At 62.0% G+C, this 22688-nt stretch carries 16 protein-coding genes; 13 read left to right on the top strand and 3 right to left on the bottom strand.

Annotated features, from left to right (window positions below; genetic code table 11):
* Window positions 1–23: 23 nt before the first annotated feature.
* The 5 genes from NTD80_RS06405 to NTD80_RS06385 all read left to right on the top strand — a co-directional run bounded on the left by NTD80_RS06405 (window position 24) and on the right by NTD80_RS06385 (window position 4633).
* Window positions 24–431, top strand: coding sequence for a translation initiation factor 2 (locus NTD80_RS06405; RefSeq protein ID WP_065908920.1), 408 nt, complete (start codon window positions 24–26; stop codon window positions 429–431).
* A gap of 7 nt (window positions 432–438) precedes the next feature.
* A complete protein-coding gene (locus tag NTD80_RS06400) occupies window positions 439–1116 on the top strand; it encodes a response regulator transcription factor (protein ID WP_003193803.1) in 678 nt (225 codons plus the stop codon).
* A gap of 251 nt (window positions 1117–1367) precedes the next feature.
* Entirely contained in the window at window positions 1368–1832 is a 465-nt protein-coding gene (locus NTD80_RS06395; protein ID WP_065908918.1) for a Spy/CpxP family protein refolding chaperone, read from the top strand.
* Between the two features lie 67 nt (window positions 1833–1899).
* Window positions 1900–3243 (top strand): sensor histidine kinase, encoded by a 1344-nt coding sequence (locus NTD80_RS06390; protein WP_120449689.1) that lies wholly within the window; start codon window positions 1900–1902, stop codon window positions 3241–3243.
* Window positions 3244–3283: 40 nt separating this feature from the next.
* On the top strand, window positions 3284–4633 hold the full coding sequence (locus tag NTD80_RS06385; RefSeq protein WP_262132725.1) for a CoA transferase: 1350 nt from the start codon (window positions 3284–3286) through the stop codon (window positions 4631–4633).
* Window positions 4634–4736: 103 nt separating this feature from the next.
* Here the strand turns inward: NTD80_RS06385 and NTD80_RS06380 are convergent, their stop codons facing one another.
* Together NTD80_RS06380 and arcD (NTD80_RS06375) are read right to left on the bottom strand one after the other, a co-directional pair.
* Entirely contained in the window at window positions 4737–5600 is an 864-nt protein-coding gene (locus NTD80_RS06380; RefSeq protein ID WP_262132723.1) for a DNA-3-methyladenine glycosylase family protein, read from the bottom strand.
* Complete coding sequence (gene arcD, locus NTD80_RS06375) at window positions 5597–7024, bottom strand: arginine-ornithine antiporter (protein ID WP_262132721.1); 1428 nt, start codon at window positions 7022–7024, stop codon at window positions 5597–5599. Before arcD (NTD80_RS06375) ends, NTD80_RS06380 begins: the two co-directional genes overlap by 4 nt.
* Before the next feature lie 446 nt (window positions 7025–7470).
* Between arcD (NTD80_RS06375) and arcD (NTD80_RS06370) the strand changes: the two genes are divergently transcribed.
* The 6 genes from arcD (NTD80_RS06370) to NTD80_RS06345 all read left to right on the top strand — a co-directional run bounded on the left by arcD (NTD80_RS06370) (window position 7471) and on the right by NTD80_RS06345 (window position 14435).
* Window positions 7471–8898: an arginine-ornithine antiporter gene (arcD, locus tag NTD80_RS06370; RefSeq protein WP_065908905.1), complete on the top strand. Its 1428-nt coding sequence runs from the start codon at window positions 7471–7473 to the stop codon at window positions 8896–8898.
* A gap of 24 nt (window positions 8899–8922) precedes the next feature.
* The gene (gene arcA / locus NTD80_RS06365; protein ID WP_065908901.1) at window positions 8923–10179 is read left to right on the top strand and encodes an arginine deiminase; all 1257 of its coding nucleotides are present in this window, start codon (window positions 8923–8925) and stop codon (window positions 10177–10179) included.
* 68 nt (window positions 10180–10247) lie between these two features.
* Entirely contained in the window at window positions 10248–11258 is a 1011-nt protein-coding gene (locus tag NTD80_RS06360; protein WP_003220053.1) for an ornithine carbamoyltransferase, read from the top strand.
* A gap of 173 nt (window positions 11259–11431) precedes the next feature.
* Complete coding sequence (gene arcC / locus NTD80_RS06355) at window positions 11432–12361, top strand: carbamate kinase (protein ID WP_262132715.1); 930 nt, start codon at window positions 11432–11434, stop codon at window positions 12359–12361.
* A gap of 18 nt (window positions 12362–12379) precedes the next feature.
* Window positions 12380–12742 (top strand): DUF5064 family protein, encoded by a 363-nt coding sequence (locus NTD80_RS06350; protein WP_065908895.1) that lies wholly within the window; start codon window positions 12380–12382, stop codon window positions 12740–12742.
* Window positions 12743–12926: 184 nt separating this feature from the next.
* Window positions 12927–14435 (top strand): sigma-54-dependent transcriptional regulator, encoded by a 1509-nt coding sequence (locus tag NTD80_RS06345; RefSeq protein WP_262132712.1) that lies wholly within the window; start codon window positions 12927–12929, stop codon window positions 14433–14435.
* 9 nt (window positions 14436–14444) lie between these two features.
* Here the strand turns inward: NTD80_RS06345 and NTD80_RS06340 are convergent, their stop codons facing one another.
* Window positions 14445–19097: a hypothetical protein gene (locus NTD80_RS06340; protein ID WP_262132710.1), complete on the bottom strand. Its 4653-nt coding sequence runs from the start codon at window positions 19095–19097 to the stop codon at window positions 14445–14447.
* 339 nt (window positions 19098–19436) lie between these two features.
* Between NTD80_RS06340 and gcvH the strand changes: the two genes are divergently transcribed.
* The gene (gcvH, locus tag NTD80_RS06335; RefSeq protein WP_065908891.1) at window positions 19437–19820 is read left to right on the top strand and encodes a glycine cleavage system protein GcvH; all 384 of its coding nucleotides are present in this window, start codon (window positions 19437–19439) and stop codon (window positions 19818–19820) included.
* 10 nt (window positions 19821–19830) lie between these two features.
* A complete protein-coding gene (gcvP, locus tag NTD80_RS06330) occupies window positions 19831–22671 on the top strand; it encodes an aminomethyl-transferring glycine dehydrogenase (protein WP_065908888.1) in 2841 nt (946 codons plus the stop codon).
* Window positions 22672–22688 lie beyond the last annotated feature (17 nt).

Raw genomic sequence — 22688 nt, 5'->3', positions numbered from 1 at the left:
TTCGTGTGGAATCAGGAGTTCCGATGCGCTTACGTCAGTTGTGTCTGTTGGCAGTGGTAATGATCGGGGCTACGGCCCACGCTGAAGAAACCTCGAACACCGGCAGTTCCACGCCCCTGTCCTTGAGTGCCGGCGCCCAGATCACCGAGTTGCAGCAACGCTTGAAAGAAAGCGAACGGCTGCGTGAAGAACTGAGCAAGCAACTGCAGGGTGCGGATGCGACGCGCGAAAGCGCCCAATTAAGTCGTCTTCGCCAAGAGAACCAACGCCTGGCCCAGCAACTCAAAGAGACACAAGGCGGTGCCTTGACCCGATGGCTGACCGAGCAACAGCAATGGTTTGTCACCGGCGGGGCGGTCGCCCTGATCGCCTTGCTGTGCGGGATCTTCGCCAGCGGTGGGCACCGTCGCCGTCGACAATGGCTAAATTGAGTGAGTCATGAGCGAGCTGTTACTGATAGATGATGACCAGGAGCTCTGCGAGCTGCTGACCAGTTGGTTGAGCCAGGAAGGTTTCCAGGTGCGCGCCTGCCACGATGGCTTGAGCGCCCGCAAAGCCTTGGCCGACAGCGCCCCGGCAGCGGTGGTACTGGACGTGATGCTGCCCGACGGCAGTGGCCTGGAGCTGCTCAAGCAACTGCGCAACGACCACCCGGAGCTGCCGGTACTGATGCTCTCGGCCCGCGGAGAACCGCTGGATCGCATCCTCGGCCTGGAACTCGGCGCCGACGACTACCTGGCCAAGCCCTGCGACCCGCGCGAGCTGACCGCGCGCCTGCGCGCCGTGCTGCGCCGCAGCCATCCGGCCGCCGTGTCCACCCAGCTGGAACTCGGCGACCTGTGTTTCAGCCCGGTGCGCGGCGTGGTCAGTATCGATGAACAGGAATTCGCCCTCACCGTTTCCGAAAGCCGCCTGCTCGAAGCCTTGCTGCGCCAGCCCGGCGAACCACTGGACAAACAGGAACTGGCGCAGATCGCGCTAGGCCGCAAGCTGACCCTTTACGATCGCAGCCTGGACATGCACGTCAGCAACCTGCGCAAAAAGATCGGCCCGCACCCGGACGGCCGGCCACGGATCGTCGCGTTGCGCAGCCGCGGCTATTACTACAGCCTCTGAGTATCACGCAATCTCCTGTGGGAGCGGGCTTGCTCGCGAATGCGGTGTATCAGTCAGCACATGCATAGGCTGCCCCACCGCATTCGCGAGCCAGCCCGCTCCCACATTTGAATACCCAAATCCCCACAGTTTTGTCAGTTCGCAACAAAACCCTCTTTACCCAAGCTTTACCCACACCTGACCGCCGCTGACCTTGATCTCCGTAATCTACTCACATCCGGACTCACCGGAATAGAGACAGGAGAATCACCATGCGCAAGACCCTTATCGCTTTGATGTTCGCCGCTGCCCTGCCGACCGTTGCCATGGCCGCCATGCCAGACGGCCCAGGCCCGATGGGTGAACCTTCCGGCCACATGATGGGTGGCCCAGGCCACGGCGGTGAACATGGTCCGCGTGGCAAAGGTGGCCCTTTCAGCCAGCTGGACCTGAGCAAGGAACAGCGCCAGCAGATCGGCAAGCTGATGGGCGACCAATGGCACGCTCGCAAAGACCTGGTCAAAAAGTACCTGGACAAACTACCGGCCGCCGACCAGAAAGCCATGCAGGATGAAATCGCCGCCGGCAAGCAGAAAACCCAGGCGGATATCCGTGCAGTCCTCAAACCTGACCAGCAGAAGAAGTTCGACGAGATCGTCAAGAAGCAAGCCGAACGCCGCGCCGAGTGGAAGGAATTCCAGGCCTGGAAAGCGCAACAGCCGCAAAAAGCGCAATAATGTTCTAGCTTCACTCCCCCAGCCCAGTGGCTCGCGCCGCTGGGCTTTTCCTGTTTGAGGGTTTCCTGTGCGTTCATTGTTCTGGCGCATCCTGGCCAGTTTCTGGCTGGCCATCGCCCTGGTTGCCGGGTTGTCGATCCTGCTTGGGCACATGCTCAATCAAGATGCCTGGATTCTCAGCCGCCACCCCGGCCTCAATAACCTCGCCGAAGAGTGGACTCAACTCTACGAGACCCAAGGCGAGGACGCCGCCCAGGACTTGCTGCAACAGCGCAAGCGCCAGTACCACATCGACGTGCAAGTGCTCAACGAAAGCGGCGAGCCGGTCGTGCGTGGCACCTTTCCGCGCCGCGCCGCCGCGTTCGAAGCCCGCCAGAATGACAGCCAGGACGGCCACCTGCCCTGGCGACGCCTGACCGCCGAGTACACCAGCGAAAAAACCGGCGACACCTACCTGCTGATCTATCGCATCCCCCATCCCGAGCTGGACGCCTGGCACCGCAGCAGCCTGCTGTGGCCGTTGAGCGCATTGGCCATCGCCCTGGTGGTGCTGACCCTGTTCAGCCTGCTGGTGACGCTGTCCATCACCCGCCCCCTCAGCCGTCTGCGTGGCGCGGTGCATGACCTCGGCCAGGCCACGTACCAGCAGAACAGCCTGGCGCGCCTGGCCAACCGCCGCGATGAGTTCGGCGTGCTGGCCACTGACTTCAACCGCATGGGCGCCCGCCTGCAAAGCCTGATCGGCAGCCAGCGCCAATTGCTGCGCGACGTCTCCCACGAGCTGCGCTCGCCGCTGGCCCGCCTGCGCATCGCGCTGGCCCTGGCCGAACGCGCCAGCCCCGAAGAACGCGAAAAACTCTGGCCGCGCCTGACCCGCGAATGCGATCGCCTGGAAGCGTTGATCAGTGAAATCCTGGTGCTGGCGCGCGTCGATGCCGATAACGCCAGCGCCGAAGACGTTGACCTCAACAGCCTGCTCAAGACCCTGCAAAAAGACGCCCAGCTCAGCGCGCCGGAGCAGGTGGTGCAACTCACCGCCCAACCCGACCTGCGCCTCAAAGGCTGGCCGACCATGATCGAACGCGCGGTGGACAACCTGCTGCGCAACGCGCAGCGCTTCAACCCGAAAGGCCAGCCGATCGAATTGCACGCCCATCTCCACGGCGAGCACATCCTTATCAGCGTGCGCGACCACGGCCCCGGCGTGGATGCCGAACACCTCAGCCAATTGGGCGAGCCGTTCTACCGCGCCCCCGGCCAGACCGCCCAGGGTCACGGCCTGGGCCTGGCGATTGCGCGGCGTGCGGCGGAACGCCATGGCGGCAGCCTGATCCTGGCCAATCATCCTGAGGGCGGGTTTATCGCCAGCATCGACCTGCCATTGGAGCCTGGGGTTGCCACATCGGCCTGATGATCTTCTATAGTGGCCCATCTCTTAAGGAGGGCCTTTGATGACTGACCTGCTGACCCCCATCCAAGCCGCACTCGATCTACCGCCTACTCCATTGACCGTGACCGAGGCCGGGGCCCTGCCCTCGACCTTCGCCGTCACCGACCTGGCCAGTGCCAGTATCGGTGCCGCCGGCCAGGCCGTGGCCCAAATGGTGCTGGCAATGACCGGCCGCTTGCCCGCCGTGAGCGTGGACCGACGCCTCGCCTCCTTCTGGTTCTCGTCGTCCCTGCGTCCGGTGGGTTGGCAAACGCCACCGCTGTGGGACCCGGTAGCCGGCGACTACGCCAGCGCCGACGGCTGGATTCGCCTGCACACCAATGCGCCCCACCACCGGGCCGCCGCCGAGCAAGTGCTGGGCAAGGTCGCCGACCGCGCCGAAATGGCCAGCAAGGTCGCCGCATGGAACGCCGCCGAACTGGAACAGGCGATTGTCGACGCCGGCGGCTGTGCGGCACAGATGCGTTCGTGGCAAGCCTGGCAGCAACATCCGCAAGGGCTGGCGGTGAATGCCGAGCCGCTGGTGCAGCGCCAGACCTTTGCCACCACCACCGCGAAAACCTGGACAGGCTCGGTAGCGCGCCCGCTAGCGGGTATCAAGGTGCTGGACCTGACCCGCGTATTGGCCGGTCCCGTCGCCAGTCGTTTTCTCGCCGGGCTGGGCGCCGATGTACTGCGCATCGACTCACCGACCTGGAACGAGCCGGGCGTGGTGCCGGAAATGACCCTCGGCAAACGCTGCGCGCGCCTTGACTTGAAAACGTCCGAAGGCCGGCAGGTATTCGAAGCGTTGCTCAAGGACGCCGACATCCTGTTCCACGGTTACCGTGCCGATGCCCTGGAACAGCTGGGCTATAGCGCCGCCGAGCTGCAAAGCATCGCCCCCGGCCTGATCGACGTGAGCCTCAACGCTTATGGCTGGAGCGGCCCGTGGCGCAATCGACGCGGCTTCGACAGCCTGGTGCAGATGAGCAGCGGGATTGCCGACGCGGGCATGGCCTGGAAACACGCGGATCAACCGGTGCCACTGCCGTTGCAGGCGCTCGACCATGCGACCGGCTATCTGATGGCGGCCAGCGCGATTCAAGCCTTGAGTGAGCGGTTGAAATCCGGGCGTGGCGGATCGGCGCAGTTGTCGTTGGCGCGTACGGCCAAGTTGCTGGTGGAGGCGGGTCAGGTGCCGGAACAGGTGGCGTTGCGGGCCGAGGAACCGGGCGATCAAGGGCTGGTGGTGGAACAGACCGCCTGGGGTCAGGCCCATCGGCTGCTGGCGCCGGTGACCATCAGCGGTACGCCGTTGCAGTGGGATTTGCCGGCCGGGGAATTGGGCTCACATCGGCCGCAGTGGTAGCCTTTCGAGCGTTATCGCAGGCAGGCCAGCTTGCACAATTTGAGTGCTAGACACCCTCAAATGTGGGCGCTGGCTTGCCTGCGAAGAGGCCCTGCCCGCTCCCTCAATCCGGCCGCTGCAGCGACGTCCACAAATGCTGCGCCGCATACGCCCTCAACGGCCGCCACGCCTCGGCCCGCGCCAACAGCTGCCGCGCCGAGACCGGCCCGCCTTCCAGCGCCGCCAGCGCATTGATCAAGCCGATGTCCCCCGATGCAAACGCATCCGCCTCGCGCAGTTGGCGCATGGCGATGTACTGCGCCGTCCAGTCACCAATCCCCGGCAGCGCGACCAGCCGCGCCACACCATCCTTGAGGCTGGCCTTGGGCTCGAACACCTGCGGATCATCCAGCAATGCCTGGGCCATGCCGGACAAGGTGCGACCGCGCGCCTTGGGCATACCCAGCGCAGCCAGGTCCGCCGCCGCCAACACCTGCGGCGTCGGGAACGCGTGGGTGATGCCGACATGCGGCGTATCCAGGGGCTGGCCATATTGTGCAACCAACTTGCCCGCGAGGCGGATCGCCGCGACTACTGTGATCTGCTGACCGAGCACGGCACGGATCGCCAGTTCCAGGCCATCCCAAGTGCCCGGCACCCGCAGCCCTGGCCGCGCGGCAACCAACTGCGCCATCAACGGGTCTTTCGCCAATTGCCGGTTGATCAAGGCCGGTTGGGCGTCCAGGTCAAACATCCGGCGCAAGCGCCGCTCGATCTCGGGAAAGGCCGCCGGCTCGGGAAAATCGACGCTCACCTCCAGCCAATCGCCGTCACCCGGCGCGACACTGATCCAGCCGTGTCGCCCATCCACGCTGATACTGCGCCGGTACACGCCAGCCACCACCGTCTCGAGCCCGGTGATCGCCCGCGCCGACAAAAAACCCAGCATTGCCGCCCAGTCATAGGGCGGCTGATACGCCACTTTCACAACGACAACACCCCGCTGTACAGCCCATACGCCGCCAGGCTGGCGCCGGCGATCACGCAGCTGAAGATGCCTTTTTCCACGTGGGTGAACAAGGGTTGGGCCTGTTCGCGCTTGGCCAGCGCAAACAGCACCACACCGGGCGCGTACAGCAGCGCCGACAGCAGCAGGTATTTCAAGCCACCGGCGTACAGCAGCCACACCGCGTAGCCGAGGGCGACCAGGCCCACCAGCAAATCCTTGAAACGCTGGCGCTGGGCGCCCTCATAGGTTTCGCCGCGCCCGCTCAACAACACCGCATAGGCCGCCGACCACAGGTACGGCACCAGGATCATCGAGGAGGCCAGGTAGATCAGGGTGGTGTAGGTGCTGTGGGAAAACAGCGTGATCACCAGGAAAACCTGGATCATCACATTGGTCAGCCACAGCGCATTGACCGGCACCTGGTTGGCGTTTTCCTTTTTCAGGAAGGCCGGCATGGTCTTGTCATGGGCGGTGGCGTAGAGGATTTCCGCGCACAGCAGCGCCCACGACAGCAAGGCGCCGAGCAACGACACGGCCAGGCCGATGCTGATGGCCATCGCGCCCCAGGGCCCGACGATGTGCTCCAGCACCCCGGCCAGGGACGGATTCTGCAATTGCGCCAACTGCGGCTGGCTCATGATCCCCAGGGACAACACATTCACCAGCACCAGCAGTGCCAGCACGCCGAGAAAGCCAATCACCGTGGCGCGGCCCACATCCGCGCGTTTCTCGGCCCGCGCCGAATACACGCTGGCGCCCTCGATGCCGATAAACACGAACACGGTGACCAGCATCATGTTGCGCACCTGGTCGACCACGCTGCCGAACTGCGGGTTGCCCAGGCCCCAGATATCACGGGTGAAGACATCGGCCTTAAACGCCACGCCGGCGATCACGATAAACATCAGCAACGGCACGATCTTCGCCACCGTGGTGATCTGGTTGATGAACGCCGCCTCCTTGATCCCGCGCATCACCAGAAAATGCACGGCCCACAGCAGCAAGGACGCGCAGCCGATGGCCACCGGCGTGTTGCCATGGCCAAACACCGGGAAGAAGTAGCCGAGCGTGCTGAAGAGCAATACGAAGTAACCGACGTTGCCCATCCACGCACTGATCCAGTAACCCCAGGCCGACGAGAACCCCATGTAGTCGCCGAACCCGGCCTTGGCGTAGGCGTACACCCCGGAATCCAGCTCCGGCTTGCGGTTGGCCAGGGTCTGGAACACAAAGGCGAGGGTCAGCATGCCGACGGCGGTGATCGCCCAGCCGATCAATATCGCGCCGACCTCGGCGCGCGCGGCCATGTTCTGCGGCAAGGAGAAAATCCCGCCGCCGATCATCGAGCCCACCACCAGGGCAATCAGGGCGCCAAGCCTAAGTTTCTGGGCCGGTTGAGACATGAATACTCCTGGATAACTATTAAATTGAGCTGACAACCGTGCACTCAACTAATTATCTCAGCGAGTGTAGCGTTTATTAAAGACCGCGATAAAACCGCCACGCTCATAACGCAATCGCATGACAATTTATAACGTTCAGGCTTATTTAGAATTTAAATACCGCTGGCACTTAACGTTTGCTGTGCTACTTCGCCCCGCGTCGGGAAAAGTTTGCACATTCAGGAATACGGACTAGCTTCAAACGTCCATACCCCTGACTAAATGATTAACCACAACGCAGAGACCGCTCTGGAAAGCGCCTTTGCGAGGAAAAGTATCGCTCAGGCGTTTTACCCCTAAGTCATTAATTCACAATGGAATGTGCCAATGAAGTGATCTGAGTCAGCTGTTTGATTAGCGCACGGAATTATTCTGTGGTCTCTCTTCTCCTGCATTGGAGTCATGCAATGTCTGAATCTCCCGGAAAACTTCGATTGGGCGCACTGGTTGCACTCGTCGTCGGCTCAATGATTGGCGGCGGGATCTTCTCACTGCCGCAAAACATGGCCGCCAGCGCCGACGTCGGTGCGGTGTTGATCGGTTGGGTGATTACCGCCATCGGCATGCTGACTCTCGCCTTCGTGTTCCAGACCCTCGCCAACCGCAAACCTGACCTCGACGGCGGCGTGTACGCCTATGCCAAGGCCGGGTTCGGCGACTACATGGGTTTCTCGTCGGCCTGGGGTTATTGGATCAGTGCCTGGCTGGGCAACGTCGGCTACTTCGTGCTGCTGTTCAGCACCCTGGGTTACTTCTTCCCGATCTTCGGCGAAGGCAACACCCCGGCAGCCGTGATCGGTGCCTCGGTGCTGTTGTGGGCCGTGCATTTCCTGGTGCTGCGCGGGATCAAGGAAGCTGCGTTCATCAACCTGGTGACCACCGTTGCCAAGGTGGTGCCGCTGCTGCTGTTTGTGCTGATCGCGCTGTTCGCGTTCAAGCTGGAGATTTTCACCGCTGACATCTGGGGCGTGAAAAACCCTGACCTCGGCAGTGTGATGAACCAGGTGCGCAACATGATGCTGGTCACCGTGTGGGTGTTCATCGGCATCGAGGGCGCGAGCATCTTCTCGTCCCGTGCGGAAAAACGCTCCGACGTCGGCAAGGCCACGGTGATTGGCTTTATCACCGTGCTGCTGTTCCTGATGCTGGTGAACGTGCTGTCCCTGGGAATCATGACCCAACCGGAACTGGCCAAGCTGCAAAACCCGTCGATGGCCGCCGTGCTGGAACATGTGGTGGGCCACTGGGGCGCCGTGCTGATCAGCGTCGGCTTGATCATTTCCCTGCTGGGCGCGCTGCTGTCGTGGGTGCTGTTGTGTGCGGAGATCATGTTCGCCGCCGCCAAGGACCACACGATGCCGGAGTTCCTGCGTAAGGAAAACGCCAACCATGTGCCGGCCAACGCCCTGTGGCTGACCAACGCCATGGTCCAGATCTTCCTGGTGATCACGCTGTTTTCCGCCAGCACTTACCTGTCGCTGATCTACCTCGCCACCTCGATGATCCTGGTGCCATACCTGTGGTCGGCCGCCTACGCGCTGTTGCTGGCGGTGCGCGGCGAGACCTACGAAAACGCCCTGCGCGAGCGCAAGAAAGACCTGTTCATCGGTGCCGTCGCGCTGATCTACGCGGTCTGGCTGCTCTACGCCGGCGGCGTCAAATACCTGCTGCTGTCCGCCCTGCTGTATGCCCCCGGCGTGATCCTGTTCGCCAAGGCCAAGCATGAGTTGGGCAAACCGATTTTCACCAATGTCGAGAAGCTGATTTTCGCCGCGGTAGTCGTTGGCGCCCTGGTGGCTGCCTATGGCCTCTACGACGGCTTCCTGACTCTGTAACTGTTGTTCACTGGAGGATCTGTAATGACCACGGAAAAAGTGAAGTACGGCGTACATTCCGAAGCCGGCAAACTGCGCAAAGTCATGGTGTGCTCCCCAGGCTTGGCCCACCAGCGGCTGACCCCCAATAACTGCGATGAACTGCTGTTCGATGACGTGCTGTGGGTCGCCCAGGCCAAGCGCGACCATTTCGACTTCGTCACCAAGATGCGCGAGCGCGACATTGATGTGCTGGAAATGCACAACCTGCTGACCGACATCGTCGCCATCCCCGAAGCGCTGGACTGGATCCTGGAGCGCAAGATCACTGCCAATACAGTGGGCCTGGGCCTGGTCGATGAAGTCAGCTCGTGGCTGCGCAGCCTGGAGCCGCGCAAAATCAGTGAGTTCCTGATCGGTGGCGTGTCGGCCGAGGACCTGCCGAGCAGCTTCGGCGGCAAGACCATCGAAATGTTCCGCGACTTCCTCGGCCACTCAAGCTTCATCCTGCCGCCGCTTCCCAACACCCAGTTCACCCGTGACACCACCTGCTGGATCTACGGCGGCGTGACGCTGAACCCGATGTACTGGCCGGCGCGACGCCAGGAAACCCTGCTGGCCAGCGCCATCTACAAATTCCACCCGGAGTTCACCAACGCCGACTTCCAGATTTGGTACGGTGACCCCGACCAGGAACACGGCGCCTCCACCCTGGAAGGCGGCGACGTCATGCCGATTGGCAACGGCGTCGTGTTGATCGGCATGGGCGAGCGCTCGTCCCACCAGGCCATCGGCCAACTGGCGCGCAACCTGTTCAAAAACAAAGCCGTGGAGCGCGTGATCGTTGCCGGCCTGCCGAAATCCCGTGCGGCGATGCACCTGGACACGGTGTTCAGCTTCTGCGACCGCGACCTGGTCACCATCTTCCCTGAAGTGGTCAACCAGATCGTACCGTTCACTCTGCGTCCAGATGAAAGCAAGCCGCACGGTATCGATATCCAACGCGAGAAAACCAACTTCCTCGAAACCGTCGCTGCGGCCCTCAACCTCAAGGCGCTGCGCGTGGTCGAGACCGGTGGCAACAGCTTCGCCGCCGAGCGCGAGCAATGGGACGACGGCAACAACGTGGTGGCCGTGGAGCCGGGCGTGGTGATCGGCTACGACCGCAACACCTACACCAACACCCTGCTGCGCAAGGCCGGTGTGGAAGTCATCACCATCAGCGCCGGTGAACTCGGCCGTGGCCGTGGCGGCGGCCACTGCATGACCTGCCCGATCATCCGCGACCCTATCGACTATTAATTTTTGGCCTTGGCCGCTGCTTATCCGGCAGTGGCCAGGGGGATAACCGAAACCCAAGGAGATCCATCATGGCTTTTAATATGCGCAACCGCAGCCTGCTCTCGCTGATGCACCACACGACCCGCGAGCTGCATTACCTGCTGGACCTGTCCCGCGACCTCAAGCGCGCCAAATATACCGGCACCGAGCGTCCGCACCTGAAAGGCAAGAACATCGCGCTGATCTTCGAGAAAACCTCAACGCGCACCCGTTGCGCCTTCGAAGTCGCAGCCCATGACCAGGGCGCGCACGTCACCTACATCGACCCGGTGTCGTCGCAGATCGGCCACAAGGAAAGCATGAAGGACACCGCCCGCGTGCTCGGTCGGATGTTCGATGCCATCGAGTACCGTGGCTTCGAACAGGAAATCGTCGAAGAGCTGGCCAAGTTCGCCGGTGTGCCGGTGTTCAACGGCCTGACCGCCGAATTCCACCCGACCCAAATGATCGCCGACACCCTGACCATGCGCGAACACAGCGACAAGCCGCTGCATGACATCAGCTACGCCTACCTGGGCGACGCGCGCTACAACATGGGCAACTCGCTGCTGATGATCGGTGCCAAGCTGGGCATGGACGTGCGCATCGGCGCGCCGAAAGCCCTGTGGCCGCATGCTGATTTCATCAAGCAGTGCCAGGCATTCGCCGAGGAAAGCGGCGCGCGCATCACCATCACCGAAGACCCGAAAGAAGCGGTCAAGGGCGTCGACTTCATCCACACCGATATCTGGGTGTCGATGGGTGAGCCGGTGGAAGCGTGGGACGAGCGCATCGAGCAACTGCTGCCGTACCAGGTCAATGCCAAGATGATGAAAGCCTCGGGCAACCCGCGCGTGAAGTTCATGCACTGCCTGCCGGCGTTCCACAACAGCGAAACCAAGGTCGGCAAGGACATCGCCGCGCGCTATCCGAACCTGGCCAATGGCGTGGAGGTGACCGAGGAAGTGTTCGAGTCGCCGGCCAACATCGCGTTTGAGCAGGCGGAGAACCGCATGCACACCATCAAGGCGATTCTGGTGTCGGCGTTGGCGGATATCTAACCCTCAACACCGTTCCCACTGTTGAAACGCGATCAAAACTGTGGGAGCGGGCTTGCTCGCGAATGCGGTGTGTCAGTCCGCACATGTATCAACTGATCCACCGCTTTCGCGAGCAAGCCCGCTCCCACTTTGGTCCTGTGTTCGCAACATAGCACTCTAGAAGGACATTGTTTATGCGCATCGTCGTAGCCCTGGGCGGCAACGCCCTGCTCCGCCGTGGTGAACCCATGACGGCGGACAACCAACGCGCCAACATCCGCATCGCCACCGAACAGATCGCCAAGATCCACCCCGGCAACGAACTGGTGATCGCCCACGGCAACGGCCCGCAGGTCGGCCTGCTGTCGTTGCAGGCGGCCGCCTACACCAGCGTTTCGCCGTACCCGCTGGACGTGCTGGGCGCCGAGACCGAAGGCATGATCGGCTACATCATCGAACAGGAACTGGGCAACCTGCTGGACTTCGAAGTGCCGTTCGCCACCCTGCTCACCCAGGTCGAAGTGGACGCCAAGGACCCGGCCTTCCAGAACCCCACCAAGCCCATCGGCCCGGTATACGCCAAGGCCGAAGCGGAAAAACTGGCCGCCGAAAAAGGCTGGGCCATCGCCCCGGACGGCGATAAATACCGCCGCGTGGTCGCCAGCCCGCGCCCCAAACGTATCTTTGAAATCCGCCCGATCAAGTGGCTGCTGGAAAAAAGCGCTATCGTGATCTGCGCCGGCGGTGGCGGCATCCCGACGATGTATGGCGAAGACGGCAAGCTGCGCGGCATTGAAGCGGTGATCGACAAAGACCTGTGTTCCTCACTGCTGGCCTCGCAGCTGGATGCCGATCTGCTGGTTATCGCCACCGACGTCAACGCCGCCTTCATCGACTTCGGCAAGCCCACCCAGAAGGCCATCGGCCAGGCCCATCCTGACGCCATGGAAAAGCTCGGCTTCGCCGCCGGCTCCATGGGGCCCAAGGTGCAAGCCGCCTGCGAGTTCGCCCGCCAGACTGGCAAAACCGCAGTGATCGGTTCACTCTCGGACATCGAAGCCATCGTCCAGGGCAGCGCCGGTACGCGCATCAGCACGGCAACACCTGGCATCACCTACCTGTGAAGTAGAGGAGAAACGCCTATGGCCACCTTTGAACCCGGTCACTTGCATGTCGAACGTCACGCGCTCAACAAGGACGACTACAGCTACAACCTGTGCATCGACTACGAGGTCAGCCAGGACCCAAAGGAAGGCAAGGGAATGCTTTTCAAGCTGCACGGTTCGGTGCAGGGCAAGGACCTCAAGGAAGAGTTCTTCCTGCCCAAGGATCAAGCGTTTGATTTTGCCCGGCATGCGATGAACATCGCGCAGAAATACGGGATGCCGAAGATCGCGGTGTTGAACGGCTCGATGCACAAGCAGTACGACTTGATGTTCGAGGACGTGCGGCATCAGCTGGATGTGAAGCCCGGGGACCCGATCAAACCTGAACACCTGGAATAACCCGATTTCATTAACACCGGCGAACCCTGTGGGAGCTGGCTTGCCTGCGATAGCGGTCTGACAGTCAATACCTTAATTGACTGATCCACCGCTATCGCAGGCAAGCCAGCTCCCACATTTTTGATCTCCATCACCTGTCAGGCATACTGGCCACCCTCAGTACGCCAGAACCAACATTCGCCCCATGCGTATCCACGTCAGCTTCATCGACCGCGTCGGTATCACCCAGGAAGTCCTGGCCTTGCTCGGTGGGCGCAACCTCAACCTGGATGCCGTGGAGATGGTCCCGCCCAACGTGTACATCGATGCGCCGACCCTCAGCGCCGAGGTGCTCGAAGAGCTGCGTGACGCGCTATTCAGCGTGCATGGCGTGCAGGCAGTGACCGTGGTGGACATCCTTCCCGGCCAACGCCGCCACTTGCAACTCGACGCCCTGCTGGCGGCCATGACCGACCCGGTACTGGCGCTGGACAGCGCGGGCAAGATCCTGCTGGCCAACCCGGCGTTGATCGCGCTGTACGGTCGCGAACCGGCCGGGGAAAGCATCGCCGAGCTGTTCAATGACCCGTCGCTGCTCGACACCTTGCTGGAGCACGGCTTCCGCCTGCCGCTGCGCGAGATCAGCGTCAACGGCCAGACCTTGCTGCTCGACGCCACGCCGATCACCGACGCCGGCGCCCTGCTCACCCTCTATCAGCCCAACCGCATCGGTGAACAACTGTCGGCGTTGCACCATGACCACGCCGAGGGTTTTGATGCGCTGCTGGGCGAGTCGCCGGTGATCCGTACGCTCAAGGCACGCGCACAACGGGTGGCGGCGCTGGATGCACCGCTGCTGATCCAGGGCGAAACCGGCACCGGCAAGGAGCTGGTGGCGCGGGCCTGCCACGCCATCAGCGCGCGGCACAGTGCACCGTTTCTGGCGCTGAACTGCGCGGCGCTGCCGGAGAACCTCGCCGAGAGTGAACTGTTCGGCTACGCCCCCGGCGCGTTCACCGGTGCGCAGCGCGGCGGCAAGCCAGGGCTGATGGAGCTGGCCAACCAAGGCACGGTGTTCCTGGATGAAATCGGCGAAATGTCGCCGTACCTGCAGGCCAAGCTGCTGCGGTTTCTCAACGACGGCAGTTTCCGTCGGGTCGGCGGCGACCGCGAAGTGAGGGTCAATGTGCGCATTCTCAGCGCGACCCACCGCGACCTGGAAAAGATGGTCAGCGAAGGTACCTTCCGCGAAGACCTGTTCTACCGCCTCAACGTGCTCAACGTCGAAGTGCCGCCGCTGCGCGAACGCGGCCAGGACATCCTGCTGCTGGCGCGCTACTTCATGCAGCAGGCCTGCGCGCAGATCCAGCGCCCGGTGTGCCGCCTGGCTCCCGGCACTTATCCCGCGCTGCTGGGCAACCGCTGGCCGGGCAATGTGCGCCAGTTGCAGAACGTGATCTTCCGCGCCGCAGCCATCTGCGAAAGCAGCCTGGTGGATATCGGCGACCTGGACATCGCCGGCACCTCGGTCGCCCGCCAAAGCGATGGTGAAGTCGACAGCCTCGAGCAGGCCGTCGAGGATTTCGAACGCAACCTGCTGGAGAAACTGTACGTCAGCTACCCCTCCACGCGACAACTGGCGAGCCGCTTGCAGACTTCGCACACGGCCATCGCCCACCGCTTGCGCAAGTACGGTATTCCCGGCAAATCCTGAGTCCGCCCTTTACCAGAATGCGCGCCGCCCACGGTGCTTGACCGAGTCAACAGCGCTGAAAAAAAGACGCTCGGCCATGGGTGCGCTGATGCGCGAATAGTAGATCGCAAGCACATCATTGTCGGCCTTGTCGGCGAGGCTGCGAAAACTCATGAAGCGTTGCTCCGGCCTTTTCAGATGACCGGCGTTGTAGGGCAAGTCTGGATCCGTGGGCGTCGTGTAGTGAAAGTGCGCATACGCCAGAACCCTGCCCTGCCGGTCTTCAATCACATACTCCTGCAAAAAATCCGCGACTCGCTTGAGCGCTATGCGCCCCTCGATGCGCACTATCCGCACTTCATCCTGGGCTTTGAGCCAGGCAATCCCGTCCTCATCAGGTGGCAAGCGCTTGAGCATGTCGATACGCAGCAATCGCCCCTGTTCCAGATAGCGGCTGGAGGCCTGCTCCAACGCTTGGAGCAACGCCTGTGAGGTTGAATCCTCCGTTTGCACCAGCGCTTTGCGAATTTTCTCTGCAACCGTCTTGAGGGCCTCGGACTGGCGTGTCAATCGCGCCTCTATACTGGCCGGCAGCCTGGACGTGAGTGCCTCGTCCCGCACCTGTTGCAGCACCTGCGGCGCTCTATCCAACAGCCGGCGGGCATCGAGCCTGAGGTTCTCCAACGAACGCGTTGGGCGCGGCGGCGTGGCCCTCGCCTCGGCAATCGCTAAAAACTCATCGGAGCCTGCATTCTGATGCAAGCTGACCACCACTTTCTGGTCGATAGGGTTGATGACATCCACAATGTCTTCGGTCGCCTGCGGCGTGTGTGCGCGAACCCGCCCCAGCTGATAGCGCTTCTTCGAGTCGCGTACCAGACGCTGGCCAGCATCAGGCGAACGCAGGGTGGCAGGTTGGCTATTGCGCTCTTGCTCTCGCAGCAGATTGGCCAGGGCTATGTTCGACTCTTGCACCAGGCTCGAGATCGCGGCATCCAATTGCCCACCAAGTTCGCTGTCAATCAAGTGTGATGCGGTTTCACGGTATCCATCGAGGATCGACAATGTCTTGGCGTACTCGTGCAAAACCGCCTGGGTCCCATCGATGCGTTGCTGGACGCTCAACAAATCGAGCTCATTTAGGGTTTTCTGCGATTGGGCCGACTGGATCGCCTCATCCACTGCCGCGTCGAACCGACTGAAGTCGTCGTACTCTTCAGACTGCGGCTGATGGCGCCATATCTGCTCCTTGAGCGTCAGCAGCTGCACAGTCCTCCAGTCCAATGGCTGGCCATGGGGTGAGGGCGATATTTCACCGATATAGGACTTGTACGCAGGAATACTGATTAATTGCCTATAACTGACGCGTTCCCAAAAACTCAAGCTGACCATCTTGTCCTGGAACTCGCTGATCCTGCGATTTTCCTCAGTTAACGTACTGAGTACTGCCTGGGCTCCAGCCTCGTCCTCCAACTTGATCTGCTCCATCAACTGAACGAGGCGTTCTTCTGAGAATTGCTCCTCGCGGCGACTGAACGTCAGCACGAACATTTGTCGGCGCTGGTTCAGAACGATGTCCTCCAACTGCAGGCTCTGCTCTCTTTCAAAACCGTCCAGCGGCTTATTAGCGTTTCTTTGAACCAGCACGTTGAGTTTTTTCTGCAGCAAGTCGGCTTTTCTCTCCAGCTCCTTCAAATAACGGGCTCGCGCACTCTGCCGATGCTGATCGGTAAACACCGTTTCAGCGGTTAAATGGGCTTTCTCGCACAGCTCTTCGGCAGCATTCACCACACGTTCAGCGCTTAAGAGCGCGGTGCGCACTTCCTCGTAGTCGCGCTCGAGCACGATTTTTTTCTGCTCGATCTGTGCACGACGCTGGGCTGCCGTGCGTCTTGGCTGCCCTGCAAGCAACCTCATGCCCAAGTCGACGTGCCAGACACCGCGCGAATTCTTTGCGAGCCACGGGCCAGGGCGCTGGGGATTCCTGAGGTCGACGATCTGCCAAGTCCCGCCCACGTCCCGCACGCCATACACCTTGCTGTCTATCAGCGTGTAGAGCGCCTGGCGGGCACCGCCGCTGCCACGCAATACCTGGACCCGACCGCGCACCGGGCTGTCAGCCGCAACAATTGTCGGTGAGTCGGGCCAACGCTCCCCCAGCCCGGGTGACCATTGGTAAGTCTCAAGATGCGATCGCTGCTGTGTATCAAGCCTGAACCTTGAGTTGGCCCAGGAATAATCCCAGGCCGTGACATCGGCGAAGGCAAATTCGGACACTGATTGACGCACGTGACCGACCCGGCCCACGTCACGGGCGCGCGCCGTGCCAAAACCCAGCCCCAGACGCTCATCCAGACTGACCACAGGACTCATGAGCAAACCGACCAAGGTGCTGAGCAGTTCGGCAATTGCTTCGGCCGACTCTTCCCGGCTGGCCTGAGCCGGCAGAGCCAGGACTGCCTGGAAAGTCCTGAAAGTTTGAAACAGCCAGCCGGCCACCGCCACCGCCCCCCTGACCATGGGCAACAGCGCATTGAACAGTTGCCACAGATCATTCTTGAACAAGGTCCAGCGCAGCGTCTCATTGGACGTCGACTGAGCCACCGCACGCTGCCACAGGCTTTTAGCGTTTTCATCGAACACCGTCTCAAGAAATTCGCCGCGCACCGGCTCGTCACTGAGCAGCGCCGGGCTCGACGCCGGCAGACTGTCGTATTCATCGCCCTGCAGGAAACGCTGGACATGGGGATGGATAAAGCCGCCATTGCCAAACAGTGCTCGGCTTTTGTCCGGCAGGCGCTGCAGTACCAGGCTTTGCAGATCGCTGCCGGCTCGGGCGATCTCATCGAGCAACGCCTGGCGGCTGGAGAATTGCCGTAACAGTGTCTCGGGTTGATCGGGCCAATAGAGAATATGCGGCAACGTGCTGTTATCGCGCGGGCCGATGACAAACAGGTTGTCCGCCCTGTGCACCTGCCCCCCCGCATGCGCCAGGAACGCCAGGGGCCGAGCGACAATCACCTCGCCCTCGACCACACGCTGAAGCGGATCGCTGCGCAGCAGCGCTTGCACGACCAACGCGCCAGACCGGGTAAAACCGTTGCGCTGACGAAGGCTGTACTCGAAAGCGCGCATCGGCAGTTGAAGCGCCATCTGATCGACAAACAAGCGACGCCTGCGTGCAGACTCCGTCGGGTCCGATATCAATGCATGCTCAAGCAAGCGTGGATATCGCTTGCCGATATCCACCCCCTCGATCAATTGCTTCAAGTAGGCCGGCGTGATCCAGCGGGGCAACCTGCCCGGGTCGGCCCGGTTGCTGATCTGCACACTGGCATAGGCCGTGGCGAAGGGGTTTTCCAGCGAGCATTGGGTCAGGGTCAGGGCGGTTTTCTGCGTCCAACCGACGGTAGCGCCTTGGGTGCGCTCAAAAGTCAGCAGGCAGTCGTCCGGGTTGATGAGCGCACCTCTGGGATGATCTCTACGCATTTGCCGTTGCAGCGCCCCCCGCGCATAGACATCGATGGGCTCCAGCCCATCGAGGAACGACGCAGCGCCGGTACTGTGTTGCAACTGCGCGAGTTGCCGAAGCCACTCCCCGTAGGCTTGGCGATCGCCGCTGTGGGCCGATTGCAGCCAGACAGGCAGTTGTTCTTCATGGGGTTGCGGCAGGTGATCGGGGTCGAACCAGGCCAGCGGCGAGGTCAGCGTGATAAACAGGTTTTCATAGCTGCGCACCTCGGGCAGCGTCGACCAGTCCACTCGGTAAAGAGCGCGCAGTTGGCGCTCCAGCAAGCTCTGGGCCAAGGCATCGAAGGCATCACCCGCTGGCTCACGAAGCACCCATTTCACAGGGACTGCCGGCAGGTAGTGGCTCATGTAGCGCGGCAGCAGGTCACCCAATGTGTCCAAGGTATCGAGCTGCAACAGGGTCATCGCGGGGATATAGGCCAGGGTCACCTGTTGTCCATCGACCTGTCGCTGCAAGATCAGCAGCGGCAGCCACTCACCATTGCGCTCTTGCTGGGCGGCATACACTTGGTAGATCCGCAGCACATCAGGTCCGCCTAATGCCTCGCGGTCCGATCGCGCGCCCCACAACTGCTGGTGTTCATCGCCCAGGCCCAGCAACAGCCGCGCCTGGCGCGGCGTCAATGGCGGGTTTTGTCGCGCCGTGAGCAGGCACGCGCGTAACTGGCTGCCGACCGCATTCCAACGGCTGTAGGCCGAACCGTCCTGCACTGGCGCATTCCAATAGCCCACCAACCGCTCGACAAAGCCTGCGACCAGTTCAGGCGCCAGGGTGTTGAGCATTAATTCGACATCATTCACGCCGATGGCTTCCGTCACAGGCTCAAAAGCCTGCGGCCCCGTCTGGATCAACAGTTGATGATGGCCTGGGGTGTAATTCACCGCCTTGCCACTCATGCACCGTTTGATCAACGCATCGCTCAAGGTAATGAGCGAGCCATAGTGGCTGCCAGCCGGCGTCGGCTGGATCACACCGATCCAGCTGTTATTGGCCAGGAGACGCGAGCCGGCAAACCAGTCGCCGATCCACTCCTGGATCATCGCCTGCGCTGCCTGGGTCAGGCTCAGGCGCCGGGCAAACAATCGGGACAGATAGTCACGGGACATCCGCGCTTGGGAAATTTCCGCGGGAATTGCGGGTGAGGCACTCATACGACGCATCCTGATAGCAAAGTCAGTGCAACCGTAAAACCCCACGTCGTCACCCATGTGGTAGATAAAGCGACCTCGATGCGTACTGAAAGCGCTACAGCGTAACGATATCGCTACAACCCTGTTTTTTGCGCGCCATGCAAGGCTTTGATCCACATAGGCTTTTTTTCTGGCGTCGCACTGTAGCGAAATCGCTACAGCCGATGTTTATATCGTCATCGCCAACTTTATTAACTTATTGATTTATAACGACTTAACGACGTTGGCCGCGATATTGCTAAGCAACTCCTCATTATTCCAATCCCGTCCACCAGACGAATCTGGCCCCGAGGAGTTTCCATGAGCGAGTTGCGTTTCACTGAAGATCACGAATGGCTGCGCGCCGAAGCCGATGGCAGCGTCACCGTGGGTATCACCGCTTTCGCGCAGAATGCGCTGGGTGATGTGGTTTTCGTGCAACTGCCGGAGCTGCAGTCCTACGACAAGGGCGCCGAAGCGTCCACCGTTGAGTCGGTCAAGGCCGCCAGCGGCGTGTACATGCCGTTGGACGGTGAAGTCCTCGAAGTGAACGACAAACTCGACGCCAGCCCGGAATTGGTCAACGAAGACCCGATGGGCGAAGGCTGGTTCTTCCGCTTTAAACCGGCCGATGCCGAGGCGGTCGCTAAACTGTTGGATCAGGACGCGTACGACCGTCTGATCAAAGCCAACGCCCAAGCCTGAGGAGCGCGCCATGACTGTTAATTTGAGCACCGCCAACGAATTCATCGCCCGCCACATCGGCCCGCGCCAGGAAGACGAGCAGCTCATGCTGGCGAGCCTGGGCTTTGACTCCCTGGAAGCCCTGAGCGCCAGCGTGATCCCGGAAAGCATCAAGGGCACCAGCGTGCTCGGCCTGGAAGACGGCCTCAGCGAAGCCGAGGCCCTGGCCAAGATCAAGACCATCGCCGGCCAGAACCAACTGTTCAAGACCTACATCGGCCAGGGCTACTACAACTGCCACACGCCGTCGCCGATCCTGCGCAACCTGCTGGAAAACCCGGCCTGGTACACCGCCTACACCCCGTACCAGCCGGAGATTTCCCAGGGCCGCCTGGAAGCGTTGCTGAACTTCCAGACCCTGATCAGCGACCTCACCGGCCTGCCGATCGCCAACGCATCGTTGCTCGACGAAGCCACCGCCGCCGCCGAAGCCATGACCTTCTGCAAGCGCCTGAGCAAGAACAAGGGCAGCAATGCCTTCTTCGCCTCGATCCACAGCCACCCGCAGACCCTCGACGTACTGCGCACCCGTGCCGAGCCCCTGGGCATCGACGTGGTGGTCGGCGATGAGCGCGAACTGAGCGACGTCAGCGCATTTTTTGGTGCCCTGCTGCAATACCCGGCCAGCAACGGTGATGTGTTCGACTACCGCGAGCTGACCGAACGCTTCCACGCCGCCAACGCCCTGGTGGCGGTGGCCGCCGACCTGCTGGCCCTGACCCTGCTGACCCCGCCGGGTGAGTTCGGTGCCGACGTGGCCATCGGCAGCGCACAACGCTTCGGCGTGCCGCTGGGCTTCGGCGGCCCGCACGCGGCGTACTTCTCCACCAAGGATGCGTTCAAGCGCGACATGCCGGGCCGGCTGGTCGGTGTCTCCGTCGACCGTTTCGGCAAGCCGGCGCTGCGCCTGGCCATGCAGACCCGCGAGCAACATATTCGCCGCGAGAAGGCCACGAGCAACATCTGTACTGCCCAGGTGCTGCTGGCCAACATCGCCAGCATGTATGCCGTGTACCACGGTCCCAAAGGCCTGACGCAGATTGCCCAACGCGTGCACCAGCTCACCGCGATCCTGGCCAGCGGCCTGACCGCCCTGGGCCTGAAGGTCGAGCAGGAACACTTCTTCGACACCCTGACCCTCAACACCGGCGCCCAAACCGCGGCCCTGCACGACAAGGCGCGCGCCCAGCGCATCAACCTGCGTGTGGTGGATGCCGAGCGCGTCGGCCTGTCGGTCGACGAAACCACCACCCAGGCCGATATCGAGACCCTGTGGTCGATCTTCGCCGATGGCAAGGCCCTGCCGGACTTCGCCGCCAAGGTGGAAAGCCGCCTGCCTGCCGCGCAACTGCGCCAGTCGCCGATCCTCAGCCACCCGGTGTTCAACCGTTATCACTCGGAAACCGAGCTGATGCGCTACCTGCGCAAGCTAGCCGACAAGGACCTGGCCCTGGACCGCACCATGATCCCGCTGGGCTCGTGCACCATGAAGCTCAACGCCGCCAGCGAAATGATCCCGGTGACCTGGGCCGAGTTCGGCGCCCTGCACCCCTTCGCACCAGCCTCGCAAAGCGCCGGCTACCTGCAGCTGACGTCGGAGCTGGAAGCCATGCTCTGCGCGGCCACCGGTTATGACGCGATCTCGCTGCAACCGAACGCCGGTTCCCAGGGCGAATACGCCGGTCTGCTGGCGATTCGTGCGTATCACCAGAGCCGTGGCGAAGCACGTCGCGACATCTGCCTGATCCCGTCGTCGGCCCACGGCACCAACCCGGCTACCGCCAACATGGCCGGTATGCGCGTCGTGGTCACCGCGTGCGATGCACGTGGCAACGTCGACATCGAAGACCTGCGCGCCAAGGCCATCGAGCACCGCGAGCACCTCGCCGCGCTGATGATCACCTACCCGTCGACCCACGGCGTGTTCGAAGAAGGCATCCGCGAAATCTGCGCGATCATTCACGACAACGGCGGCCAGGTGTACATCGACGGCGCCAACATGAACGCGATGGTCGGCCTGTGCGCACCGGGCAAGTTCGGTGGCGACGTGTCCCATCTGAACCTGCACAAGACCTTCTGCATTCCACACGGCGGTGGCGGCCCGGGCGTCGGCCCGATTGGCGTCAAGTCGCACCTCACGCCATTCCTGCCTGGCCATGCGGCCATGGAACGCAAGGAAGGCGCGGTGTGCGCGGCGCCGTTCGGCAGCGCGAGCATTTTGCCGATCACCTGGATGTACATCAGCATGATGGGCGGCGCGGGCCTCAAGCGCGCTTCGCAGCTGGCGATCCTGAATGCCAACTACATTTCCCGTCGCCTCGAAGAGCACTACCCAGTGCTCTACACCGGCAGCAATGGCCTGGTGGCCCACGAGTGCATCCTCGACCTGCGCCCACTGAAGGACAGCAGCGGCATCAGCGTGGATGACGTGGCCAAGCGCCTGATCGACTTCGGCTTCCACGCGCCGACCATGTCGTTCCCGGTGGCCGGCACGCTGATGATCGAGCCGACCGAGAGCGAATCCAAGGAAGAACTGGATCGCTTCTGCAACGCGATGATCGCCATCCGCGAAGAAATCCGCGCGGTGGAAAACGGCACCCTGGACAAGGACGACAACCCGCTGAAAAACGCCCCGCACACCGCAGCGGAACTGGTCGGCGAATGGAGCCACCCCTACAGCCGTGAACAAGCGGTGTACCCGGTTGCGTCGCTGATCGAAGGCAAGTACTGGCCGCCGGTTGGCCGCGTCGACAACGTGTTTGGCGATCGCAACCTGGTCTGCGCTTGCCCGTCGATCGAGAGCTACGCGTAACCTAATGTGGGAGCGGG

The sequence above is a fragment of the Pseudomonas sp. 13B_2.1_Bac1 genome, assembly GCF_025466155.1.
Classification (GTDB): domain Bacteria; phylum Pseudomonadota; class Gammaproteobacteria; order Pseudomonadales; family Pseudomonadaceae; genus Aquipseudomonas; species Aquipseudomonas aylmerensis.
Note: the sequence above shows the minus strand (reverse complement) of the source record. Positions and strands in the feature narration are given on the sequence as shown.